This window comes from Haladaptatus sp. (genome assembly GCF_049589095.1).
Classification (GTDB): Archaea; Halobacteriota; Halobacteria; order Halobacteriales; family Haladaptataceae; genus Haladaptatus.
The window spans coordinates 1-10,876 of sequence record NZ_JBAWAC010000438.1 but is presented as its reverse complement, the minus strand read 5'-3'; the positions used below and the strand labels follow the sequence as shown (position 1 = coordinate 10,876).

The 10,876-nt window shown below is 60.5% G+C and carries 14 protein-coding genes and 1 pseudogene; 5 read left to right on the top strand and 10 right to left on the bottom strand.

Annotated elements, in window-relative coordinates; all coding sequences use genetic code 11:
- The first annotated feature begins 616 nt into the window (after nucleotides 1-616).
- Both WBV42_RS13790 and WBV42_RS13785 read left to right on the top strand, forming a co-directional pair.
- Complete coding sequence (locus tag WBV42_RS13790) at nucleotides 617-799, top strand: DUF7563 family protein (RefSeq protein WP_423986535.1); 183 nt, start codon at nucleotides 617-619, stop codon at nucleotides 797-799.
- Nucleotides 800-1,030: 231 nt separating this feature from the next.
- Nucleotides 1,031-1,417: a DUF7344 domain-containing protein gene (locus tag WBV42_RS13785; RefSeq protein ID WP_423986534.1), complete on the top strand. Its 387-nt coding sequence runs from the start codon at nucleotides 1,031-1,033 to the stop codon at nucleotides 1,415-1,417.
- Nucleotides 1,418-1,672: 255 nt separating this feature from the next.
- Here the strand turns inward: WBV42_RS13785 and WBV42_RS13780 are convergent, their stop codons facing one another.
- Nucleotides 1,673-2,698 carry a phosphotransferase family protein gene (locus tag WBV42_RS13780; protein WP_423986533.1) on the bottom strand — a complete coding sequence of 342 codons (1,026 nt, stop codon included), beginning with the start codon at nucleotides 2,696-2,698 and terminating at the stop codon, nucleotides 1,673-1,675.
- Between the two features lie 151 nt (nucleotides 2,699-2,849).
- Between WBV42_RS13780 and WBV42_RS13775 the strand changes: the two genes are divergently transcribed.
- Complete coding sequence (locus WBV42_RS13775) at nucleotides 2,850-3,638, top strand: BtpA/SgcQ family protein (protein WP_423986532.1); 789 nt, start codon at nucleotides 2,850-2,852, stop codon at nucleotides 3,636-3,638.
- Here the strand turns inward: WBV42_RS13775 and WBV42_RS13770 are convergent.
- The 8 genes and pseudogenes from WBV42_RS13770 to WBV42_RS13735 all read right to left on the bottom strand — a co-directional run bounded on the left by WBV42_RS13770 (nucleotide 3,635) and on the right by WBV42_RS13735 (nucleotide 7,825).
- Complete coding sequence (locus WBV42_RS13770) at nucleotides 3,635-4,555, bottom strand: carbohydrate kinase family protein (RefSeq protein ID WP_423986531.1); 921 nt, start codon at nucleotides 4,553-4,555, stop codon at nucleotides 3,635-3,637. The two genes, WBV42_RS13775 and WBV42_RS13770, sit on opposite strands and share 4 nt — an antisense overlap.
- Before the next feature lie 38 nt (nucleotides 4,556-4,593).
- On the bottom strand, nucleotides 4,594-4,857 hold the full coding sequence (locus WBV42_RS13765) for a hypothetical protein (RefSeq protein ID WP_423986530.1): 264 nt from the start codon (nucleotides 4,855-4,857) through the stop codon (nucleotides 4,594-4,596).
- Nucleotides 4,858-4,990: 133 nt separating this feature from the next.
- Entirely contained in the window at nucleotides 4,991-5,413 is a 423-nt protein-coding gene (locus WBV42_RS13760) for a sensor histidine kinase (RefSeq protein WP_423986536.1), read from the bottom strand.
- Nucleotides 5,414-5,440: 27 nt separating this feature from the next.
- Nucleotides 5,441-5,590, bottom strand: a pseudogene (locus tag WBV42_RS13755) (histidine kinase dimerization/phospho-acceptor domain-containing protein); the annotation flags it as partial.
- 15 nt (nucleotides 5,591-5,605) lie between these two features.
- Complete coding sequence (locus tag WBV42_RS13750; protein ID WP_423986529.1) at nucleotides 5,606-6,418, bottom strand: response regulator; 813 nt, start codon at nucleotides 6,416-6,418, stop codon at nucleotides 5,606-5,608.
- 94 nt (nucleotides 6,419-6,512) lie between these two features.
- On the bottom strand, nucleotides 6,513-6,944 hold the full coding sequence (locus WBV42_RS13745) for a DUF5807 family protein (RefSeq protein ID WP_423986528.1): 432 nt from the start codon (nucleotides 6,942-6,944) through the stop codon (nucleotides 6,513-6,515).
- Entirely contained in the window at nucleotides 6,941-7,378 is a 438-nt protein-coding gene (locus WBV42_RS13740) for a DUF7112 family protein (RefSeq protein WP_423986527.1), read from the bottom strand. Before WBV42_RS13740 ends, WBV42_RS13745 begins: the two co-directional genes overlap by 4 nt.
- Before the next feature lie 42 nt (nucleotides 7,379-7,420).
- Complete coding sequence (locus WBV42_RS13735) at nucleotides 7,421-7,825, bottom strand: 30S ribosomal protein S6e (RefSeq protein WP_253228878.1); 405 nt, start codon at nucleotides 7,823-7,825, stop codon at nucleotides 7,421-7,423.
- A 101-nt stretch (nucleotides 7,826-7,926) separates the two neighbouring features.
- Between WBV42_RS13735 and WBV42_RS13730 the strand changes: the two genes are divergently transcribed.
- Entirely contained in the window at nucleotides 7,927-9,252 is a 1,326-nt protein-coding gene (locus WBV42_RS13730; protein ID WP_423986526.1) for a metallophosphoesterase, read from the top strand.
- A 68-nt stretch (nucleotides 9,253-9,320) separates the two neighbouring features.
- Entirely contained in the window at nucleotides 9,321-9,815 is a 495-nt protein-coding gene (locus tag WBV42_RS13725; RefSeq protein ID WP_423986525.1) for a hypothetical protein, read from the top strand.
- A 150-nt stretch (nucleotides 9,816-9,965) separates the two neighbouring features.
- Here WBV42_RS13725 and WBV42_RS13720 read toward each other — a convergent pair.
- Nucleotides 9,966-10,876: aldehyde dehydrogenase family protein (locus WBV42_RS13720; RefSeq protein ID WP_423986524.1), on the bottom strand; the 911-nt coding region annotated here is incomplete at its 5' end.

Here is a 10,876-nt window from a genome sequence, read left to right as displayed (position 1 = left end):
ATCAAACGTTCGTTCCGCGAGAGCGTTCAGAACCTTCTGTCCTGGGCACTCACCAGTCCGAATCAAAACACCGACGAACTAATGCACCAGATCGAAGGAATGTTCGTCTAACGTGCGAAGTCAAGTATCTAGACAGTACCCGGATACCTCATCTCTATGTTTTCAACGCTGTACTCCGGTAGCACTTCTTGAAGCTATCAATTAACGACACAAGGACGACGAGTGGATTCACACGGTCGTTTACAAGTGACAAACGATATTCATCTTCATGGAAACATCTGCCGGGTTTAGTAGGACTTGCATTCATAACCAGAGTTTAAACCCACTCCTACGCTGTTTTCATTTCTGCATTGGGCCGCAACTGACCGCATTGTAGGGCGGTTCGCTAAATTCACGAATCCATGGTCAGCACATCAACTGCCGACAATCAGCCTACAGAATGGTGTGAGAAGTGCGATGCAATGACGTCGCATCAAGTGGCGATCGAGATTGTCACCGAGAGCAAAGAGAATTCGAACGCATCGTTCTCCCGCGAACCGTACCGTGTCACGAAGTGTCAGCAGTGTGGATCGGCCACTAAACAGCGTGCAAACAACATGTAATGAGGAAGTGAACCATGCCACAAACTACAGCCCCGACCCAAACGGGGTCACGAATCGCTGACACCCGGTGTCAAAGCTGCGGTAACTTCGTTACGCCTGATTTTGCACATGTTTTTGGTGATAATCAAAATAGCGTCCATGGCTGTTTAAACTGCATGGATGGCACTGCCGTTAAGAACGGCCAAGCAGTCGATTGATGGCGGATTAGTAACGAAAATAGGAAGATTGGGACAGCGTAGGGAGTGGTCTCCCCCTGGGTACCGATCACTCCTTCCTCGAAGCAGTATGGGATTTGCGTTCACGAACCTGATTCGGTTTTACGAATACATCCGCCTACTGGACCCCATTTTATACGGTGACATACGCAACAGCGAGCTATTCATCGCCACGCGAGTTACTACAAAATGGATGAAAGGACGTCGGGAGCAATGAGCAAACATATGCAACTCCAAAACGCGACCGAAGACCTCGAAAGTATTACCAACGATGCAACTGACGGGAGACTTTCGGAGACGGAAGTCAGCGAATTGCTGACGAGCCAACGGCGACGAGTGATCCTCTCTTACTTACAAGTATGCGACGGCCCGGTCGAAATCGAATCGCTAATCGAGCACCTCACGTACCAAGAGTTGGATGAGTGTTCCGGTGATACACCGACCCAGCTCTTCGAAGAGATCTCTGAGGCCGTCTGGAACGATCATCTACCACTACTCGCCGAGCACGATGCCATCAAGTACGATCGAGAGAGCGGAAAACTGCGCGGATGGACCAATATCGGTCAACTCGCACATCGCCTGCGACAGCATAGTAACTGATCAGTAACGATAGATTATCGTTAGTCCCCGCTCGTATCCGGTTTGGATTCTGGTGGTGAGTCCACCGAGTCGGACATCCCTTTTCGCCCGGCAAGTACATGCTGGACCAGATTCCCGTGGGCACGTCGGAGCCGTTCGGAGAGCGCTTATAATTATGATCACTCCTTCTGCTCGGACGATCACAGCGTACACTACGTCTCGTTTATAAGCAATCGACGGTTCAGTGACCGGAGAACACGAGGAACTGATTCGGGGCTACGGAAGCAACGATAGCGCGAGTTCCTTCTGCCGGGTCGCGATCTCATCCGAGCCGTCGCCCCCACCGTACCAGAGGTCGAACCACGCGAGCGGGGAGAGTTGTCCGATGAAGTGGTAGGCCCGTTGTCGGCGCCGAAACCCGTCGTCGCGCGTCAGTTCGTCCGTTTGCGCATACCCCGAAAGCAACGCCTCGTGGACGATGTCTCGCCGGTCGTCGTCCAGCGGGCGACGACCGCAGAGGTAGTGTTCGGTGGTCGCGAGGTCGAACTCGCGGTGGCCGGTGAACTGGTTGCCCCAGTCGAGCACCGTCCGCACGGTACCCGTGTCCGGGTTGACGAGGAGGTTGCCGAACCGATAGTCGTCGTGGAGGAGCACCGGAGCGGGGTCGGTCGGAACGACTTCGAGGTAGTGGTCGAGTCCGGCACGGAGTTCGTCGATCAGATCCGAAAATCGCCCGGATTCCTCGATGCGGGCGAGGTTTCCTTCTGCGTAGGACCGGAGCCGTGAGGGCCAATCGGGTTCGAGATCGGTGATCGAGAGGCCACCGACGGTCGGTTCGCTCTCGGCGTCCATGCCCGCACGAAGCCAGCCGTATCCGTCGAACGTGGCCGCGGAGTGAAGTTCGCCGAGGTGTCGTCCGGCGTCGTGTGCGGTGCGTTCGAGGGCGCGGTCGGTCAGCGACTCCGGGGCGGAAACCTGCTCGCCGGGCGCACGCTCCATCAGGAAGAACGGCGCGGGCAGGCTATCGTGCTCGTCCACGTATCCGAGAACGGCTGGAACCGGAATCTCGGTTCGCCGGTTCACGAAGTCGAGAATACGCGGTTCCACTCGAAACGAAGGCGGGTCCACGAACGAACGGGATTTCAGCACGCAGTGTCGGTCCCCGTTCGGCATCTCGACGGTGACGAAAAAGACGTCGTCAGTACCCTCGTCCGCCGGAACCACGTTCGTCACCGTGCGGTCGCCGAGTATTTCCTGGATCAGTCGCGGAACGCGCTCGGTCTCCAAGCTTGTGTCCGTCATCGAGTTATGGGTGGGTTTCGCCGCCCCGCTCGTAGAAGCCTTGTGGTGTCGAACTGCCAACAGCAACGGAACTCTCCGGGCCGGAACGAACCGGAGCGACTCCGAACGAACGACTCGGACCCTTTAATCCGGGTCGCAACGAGGCCCGCGTATGGTCATTTTCGACACTGACGCCATCGTCGGCATGGTACACCTGCCCGCCCTGCCGGGTGCTCCCGGTTTCGACGGCAACTTCGACGCACTCCGTACCCGCGCGCTCACCGACGCCCACGCGCTCGAATCGGGCGGCGTGGACGCGATCATGGTGGAGAACTTCGGCGACTCGCCGTTCCACCCGAACGACGTGCCGAAACACGTCGTCGCCTCCATGACCCGCGTCGTCACCGAACTCCGACAGGCTACAGAGTGCCCGCTCGGCGTGAACGTCCTCCGCAACGACGCCGAAGCGGCCCTCTCGATAGCGACCGCGGCCGACGCCCAGTTCATCCGCGTGAACGTCCACACCGGCGCGCGCCTGACCGACCAAGGCATCATCGAGGGGAGCGCACACGAGACGATCCGCCTGCGGGACGAACTCGATTCCGACGTGAAGGTCCTCGCCGACGTGGACGTGAAACACTCCGCCGCACTCGCGGAACGGCCCGTCACCGAACTGGTGGACGAGACCCTCGGCCGCGGACGGGCGGACGGTATCGTCGTGAGCGGCGTCGGAACCGGTCACGAAGTGGATACCGAGATGTTGGAAGCCGTCGTCGCGTGCCGGGACGGGGTCGGATCGGATGCGCCGGTGCTTCTCGGGAGCGGAACGACGGCCGAAAACGTTCGTGACCTGCTGGATATCGCGGACGGCGCGATCGTCGGCACGGCGTTGAAAGAGGGAGACGAGACGACGAACCGAGTGGACGAAGAGCGGGTTCGGGAATTGGTTTCACAACGTTAGAGAAACTCCTCGACCTCGTTTTCCGTCGGTAAGCCACCCCTCGCGCCCTCCGCGCCGCAGTTCAGTGCGGCCACGGCGGCCGCAAACTCCCCTGCTTTCGCCATATTTCCCGCTCCCAAAATCCACTCGTGGATCAGGCCAGCAGTGTGACCGTCCCCTGCACCGGTCGTGTCGGCCACGGGGACGTCGAAGGCGGGTATCTCGACCGTCTCCGACGCGTCGAACAGCAGCGCACCGTCCCCGCCGCGCGTCACCGCGCCGCGTTTCACACCCTTGTCGCGGAACACCTCGACGGCTTCGTGTGGACCAACGCCAAGATACGATCGGACGGGTACCTCGCTCGTGATCAGCAGGTCGAAGACGGGGAGCGCGTCGTCCAACGTATCACGGGTGACGCCCCGGCCGTCGAGTTCCGAGAGCGGGCCGGAGAGGTCGAAGACGAGCGGTGGCAAGTCGCCCGCTCTCCGGGCGGAAACGAGGCGCGAGACGACTTCGTTGGGGGCGTACGCGCTGGTGAACACGACGTGGGCGCGACGGAGGTAGTCGAGGTCGGCGTCGTCGAGTCGGAGTGCGGGCACGGCGTCCCCGCCCGCGATGATCATGCGCTCGCCGTCGGGGTCGCGGAGGATGAGACAGTACGAGGAGTCCTCGTCACGGCGACGAACGCGGGTCGTGTCGATGCCGCGGGCTTCGAGGTCGCTTTTCACGAATTCGCCCTCCTCGTCGTCGCCGACGCGTGCCACGACGCCAGTGTCGCGGCCGAGTCGTGAGAGCGCGGTTGCGACGTTCGCCGCGACGCCACCGGCGGCACGGGATTCGTCGCGGACGAACGCGCCGCCGTCCGGCTCCGGCAGGTTCGAAAGCGAGTAGACGTGGTCAACGAGCGCGCTCCCGACCGTCACCGCGTCGAATGTCATCGTCGGCACGGTCACGTCGCGGCGGGAAGTCGCTTGCGCTACGGTTTGCGAAACACGTAGGTTACCCCTGCCCGCTCGATCCGAATCACGCCCGCGTCGTGGTCGAAGACGACCCAATCCGCGCGTCCGTCGAACTCGTGAAACGGCATTCCGGCCGTAACGTGTCCGTCACGCGTGACGGTAAACCGGGCGACACCCATCCGTGCGACGAGTTTCGACCCGTGTTCGTCAACGTCCGGAGCGAACTGCCGGAGGTTGGTTTCGATTGCGCCCCAGTTGTCGATGGGGACCCGCTCTACCATAGGTAACCGTCGGCAGGGAAGGGGAAATCGATGTCGGGGAAATCGATGTCGGGGAAATCGAGGAAATCGGGGAAATCGATGTCGGGGAAATCGAGGAAATCGGGAAAATCGGGGGAAATCCGAGGGACAGGTGTCACTGCGTGCCCGGATATTCGACGTCGGAGAACGCGAACCGAGCACCGCCGCCGGTGCTGTCACCGATCGCAATCGTCCAGCCGTGGGAGTCGGCGATCTGCTGGACGATACTCAAGCCGAGTCCAGTTCCGGACTGTTCCGTCGAGTACCCCGATTCCAACACCCGTTCGCGTTGTTCCTCCGGAATCCCGGGGCCGTCGTCAGCGACGTAAAATCCTCCCGGCGTCTTGCCGAGGGAAACGGTCACGTCGTCGCCACCGTGTTCGATCGCGTTTCGAAACAGGTTCGCAAACAACTCGGTCAAACGGTCGCGGTCGGCGAGAATTCGGCCGTTCGTCGACTCGACGTCGAGGGTCGCCGACTCGCTTTCGACGCCGTTCCACACGTCGATGGCGAACTCGACGAGTTCGACCTCCTCCAGTTTCAGCGTCTTTTGCCCTTCTCGTGCGATTTCGAGGAGGTCGGAGATGATGGCCTCGATGCGATCCGCCGCCGTCTCTACCTCGTCGAAATGTTCCTCTTCCCCCGTTTTACGGGCCAAGTTGAGATAGCCGTAGATGATGCTCAACGGCCCACGGAGGTCGTGAGAGACCTGGCTCGCGAATTCGTCGAGTCACTTGTTCTCCCGGACGAGCGCGCGTTCACGCTCCTTGCGCTCGGTGACGTCTCGGACGGCACAGACGTACTCGTCTTCCGCGACGACTGAGACGGTGAGCGTCAGCGTGAGGGTACTGCCATCGTGACGTTTTCCCGTGATGTCGCCGTTCCACTCCCCGGCAGAATCGACTTCGGGGATTATCTCGGACTGAATGCGGTCGTCTGCCTCGTCCGTGAGCGTCTCCTTCCACTCCCCTCCGATGAGGGTGGACGAGTCGTAGCCGAACAGGTCGGCGTACGCTTCGTTGACGTAATTGAAACGGAAATCGTTCGTGAGCAACGCGATACCTTCGCTGGTCGTGTCGATGGCTCGAAACCCTCGGTGGACTTGTTTTTCCACGTAGCGGTGTGACACCGCTTGCCGGATTTGGGACGCCAGCGTGACGAACCGGACACCGGACGTCCCCTTCTGGAGGTAGTTCGTCGCACCGGCCGAAATAGCACCGCTTGCAACGTCCTCGCTTCCAGTCCCTGTAAACATGAGAAACGGGATGTACGGACAGCGATCACGGACCTGTTCGAGCAACTTCAATCCGGATCCATCTTCGAGTTCGTAATCACTGACGACGCAGTCGATATCGATGTCACGGTCGAAGAGGTACTCCGTCGCTTCCGCGTTGTTCGTGACGCTGACGACCTCTTCGATGCCATCCTCCACTTCCAAGGTCGTTCTGGACAACTGGAGAAATTTCTCATCGTTGTCGACGTGGAGCACACGGATTTCGGCGGGGAAATCGTGACCGATCGAAACCGGGTCTACATTCGCCATCTAGCTCTCTACACCAACACGGCCAAAAGACATATATCTAACTCATTACGGATGGTAACGAACTCGGATCGAATAACGAACTCGGATCGAATTCTCACTCCGCTCGTGCGTCTTCGCGTTCGCCGGCGACCCACTTCTGTGAGAACGCAGTGCCACAGTCACAGTAGGCGTAGGCGTGAATCACGTCCCCCTCCGCGTATAGGCCACCGACATCCTCGTTCTGCTCCTCGGCGAACGCGAACACGAACTTCACGTCGTGGTCTCCCTCCGGACAGTCGCCGCCGTCGAGCGTCGGTGCGACGGTCCCTTCGGTTCCCATCGCCTGTTTCGCGAAGTTCATCGCGTCCATTCCGGTCGCCTTCTTGAACACGCTTCGACCGGTTTCGCCGGGGACGATGAGCAGTGTCCCACCGGGTACCGACTCGCCGTACTCCGCCAGCGTGTCCCCGGAAACGAACGAATCGGCGAGAAAGAGCGCGACGTCGTCCGGGCGGTCACCGGCCAAAAACTCGTCCCGCTTGTTCATTGGTCCTCGACTTGGCGTGCGATATCCGCGAGGTCACCGTCCGGCGCTTCCGTCGCCTCGTACACCGCCCGCGAACCCGGCTGTCGAATCCCGTATTTGAACCCCTCCTCGACCACGTCGATCAGCACCGACTGGCCAAACGAGCGGTTGCTCTCGTCGAACCACTCGGCGAGTCTGTTTTCGCCTTCGCCGGGATTCCGCGCGAGTCGCGGCGTATCGTACACCCCGCGAATGAGCCGTCCGTCGCCGGTCAGCGGCCGTTCGATTCGAGCGCGATACTCCGTATCGTCCATGACGATACGGACGATTTCATCGGCCGGAAACGCGTCCTCGTCGTCCCCGGAAATCTCGATGTTCGCACGATGCGTCGCACCCGCCTGCGCCAGTGTCGCCCTGACGGTTTCGGTCGTATCACTAGAAACCCGCTGAGTCATAATCGTGAAAAGATGGTGTATATGTTTGAGTGTTCCGCCGCGTTACTCGTCGTCTTCCTCGTCGTCGCCCTCGCCGTAGAGGGATTCGACGGACTCGTCGCCGTATTCCGAGATCGTGACGTTGAGTTGCGCGACTGCCTCGCTGACTTCCTTGCCGCGGACCGAGATGCGGCGTCGCTCGCCGTCTCGTTCGGGGTTGTAACCCGTGCCGCCTTCGAGGAGCACGTCCTTGAGGTTCGGGCCTGCGACGTCGCCACGCATCGGGCGACCGGCGTTGTCCGAGCCACCGGTGATTTCGACGGAATACCCGTCGAGACCGACGGCACTGCCGTCGACGTCCTCACCGATAGACTTGCCGAGGAAACGGTTTGCGTCCTGTCCGTCTACTTCGCGCTGATAGGCCGCCCCGGAGTCGGGGTCAGCAACGACGACCTGAAAGTTTGCCATACGGAACGAATATCGGTCGCACCCTAAAAGGACATCGAAAAGTGCTTTCGGACGAAACCGCTATGCATGGGCCAGTCGTTCGTTGATGGCAGGGGGGACGAATGTCGGAAACCTATTACTTCGTCAGTGACCTGCACGTCGGCGGCGACGAGGAGCTACAGAAGTGTGAGTTCGAGGACGAGTTCGTCGAGTTCTTGCGGATGCTCGAAACCACAGATGAAAACGCCGAACTGGTAATCCTCGGCGACGCCTTCGGCCTGTGGGAGTTCACCCAATCGGCCGGGATGAAGAAGTTCGACCTGCTGGTCGAACACCACCCGAAACTGTTCGACCAGTTTCGAAAGACGGGCGAGAACGTCACCATCACGCTCATTCCCGGCAACCACGACGCCGAACTCGCCGGGTATCCGGAGTACGAGAGGCGACTGGCCGAGTACAACGTGAACCTCGACTCGACGCTGTCGCTGACTCGGTCTGTCGCCGGGAAGAAGATCTGGATCGAACACGGCATGCAGGAGGATGCACACAACCGCATGCCGGAGTTCGGCAACCCGCGTGCGAACCCGCTCGGCTACTTCGTCAACCGCCACATCACGGGAAAGGCCGGACAACTTTCGGGGCGGGGGAAGTACAACTGGCTCAAGGACATCCAGTCGCTCACGCCACTCGAAGAGATTCCGGACTGGATCGCATCGAACTACTTCTACCGCGAGATGAACCCGTTTCTGCGCTACGGCGCGTTGCCGTTCCTGTTACTCTTCCAGATCAGCCTGCTGTATCTCCTCGTCCTCGTGCTAGAAGCGACCGGGGTCCTCGGAACGCATCTCATCTCGAATCTCACGGCGGACTTTCTCCACCAGTTCGGACTGGTCGGTGACCTCGTGGAGTTCGTCATCTACGTCAATCTCGTCGTCGTGGGTCTCCTCTTTCTCGTCTCGATACCGCTGTACTTCTTCGCCCGCGATGTGCGAAAGACGCTCGAACGGTTCGGCCTCGTCAGACAGGAGAAACCGGAGGAACCGGCCGACGCGCCCTACGTCGCCGCCGCCGAGGACGTGTTCGAGGAGTTCCCCGACGTCGTGGCGTACATCTACGGCCACACCCACCGCGTCTCGCTCACGAACGTGGGCGAGCGCGTCATCATCAACACCGGAACGTGGCTCAAGCGACTGCACCGAACCTCGACGTGGATCGGCATCTTGCCGCCGGTGTACTACCCCTCGTACCGACTGACCTACTTCAAAATCGACGGGGAGGAGGGAAACGTCGTGATCGAGTACCACACCATCGAGAAGGAGGCCCCGAACGAACTCACGCTCGTCCAGCGGTTGCTCTCGCGCCGTCCGAAGATGAAAAACGACGTTCCGAAACGGACCGTTATCGAGACGTCGGAGAAGGAAGTCGTCGAGTCGGCATCGAAGGAGTAGGTGGAAATTGGGGTTCGCGGTGGAGTAGCGGCCTCGCTTTGATGTTCAGTTCCACCGAAACGGAGAACATGGGGAGTACGAAGACGATCCGAATTGAACGGGTAGACCAACCCGACGACCCGAGAGCCAGCGTATCCGTCGGGACGATTGACGAGGAAATCACCGCGGAAGCCACGGCGACGATAGAAATCGGGCTGAAGTGGAACGGGGACGCGGCCGCACTCCTGTTCGGGAAAACCGTTCCAATCGAACTTCCCTGTCGTTGTTCTCGACCCGAAACTGGGCTGGTACTGCTTTCGTCCCCCAACGGGTACGAACGGAAGATGGACGAACCGGAATGTTGGATACCGGACCTCCTCGCAGACGACGATTTCGGCCACCCGCTGGGCCTCATGCGGAGGGAAACGGAGAACGGCGAGACGCTGTCCTGTCGTGCCGAAATCTGGGGTGACCACCGGTCGGAAAACCCCCTCGAACCGGGAGAGTATTCGTTCGAGGAAACGCTCTCGGTCGAAGACGAAGGATACGCGAAGTGGGGATTCACGCTGCGCGTCGAGACATGAAATTGTGGGGTTGCTCACGAAACTCCGTCGCGAGCAAAGGCTCATCAGAGCGAAGTTCAGACGATACTTTTGGTCACTTTCACGGGGAAACCGCCCTCTGTTGCGCCGCGTCGGCGCAACTGCGGGCTTTCGACCATCGTAACCGGTCGCTTAGAACGGATACCGACGCTGGTCGCGCTGCACCGAAATCCACTTCTCCTGCGTGAGTTCCTCGACGATGGCGTCACCGTCGTAGCGGCCAATTCCGGAGCCTTTCACGCCGCCGAACGGGACGTGGGGTTCCTCGTTGATGGGTTGGTCGTTGATGTGGACCATCCCGGCGTCGATGGCGTCGGCGAAGTCCTGTGCGCGGCCGAGGTCGCCCGCGTGGACCGACGCGGCGAGGCCGTACTCGGTGTCGTTGGCGAGTTCGATGGCCTCCTCGTCGGAGGAGAACGGGATGACCGGTGCGATGGGACCGAACGTCTCGTTGCACGAAGCGGCCATGTCGTTGGTCGCGCCGGAGAGGACGGTCGGCTTGACGAACAGGCCGTCGTGGTGGCCGCCGGTTTCGAGGGTCGCGCCCTCCTCGACCGTCGAGTCGATGTAGTCGAGCATCTGGTCGCGCTGCCCCTCGTCGATGATGGGGCCGATGATGTTGTCGCGGTCCGTCGGGTCGCCGATGGGGAGCGCTTCGGCGCGCTCGGTCAACTTCTCGACGTACTCGTCGTACACGTCCTCGTGGACGAGGTGGCGGTTGATGGAGATGCACACCTGTCCCTGGTGGAGGAACGATCCGAACACGGCCGAATCGATGGCCGCGTCGAGGTCGGCATCCTCGGTGACGACGTGTGGGTTGTTCCCGCCGAGTTCCATCGCGGGGAGCGCGAGGTTCTCCGCGGCGAGGCCCGCGACGTGTTTGCCGACTTCCGTCGACCCCGTGAACGCCATCACGTCGAGTTCGGGGTGGGACGCCATCCGGTCGCCGATTTCCGAACCCTTGCCGGGGACGACGTTGAGCAGTCCCTCGGGCAGTTCGGCCTCCTCGAATATTTTGGCGAGGAGGAGACCGCCGGTGACGG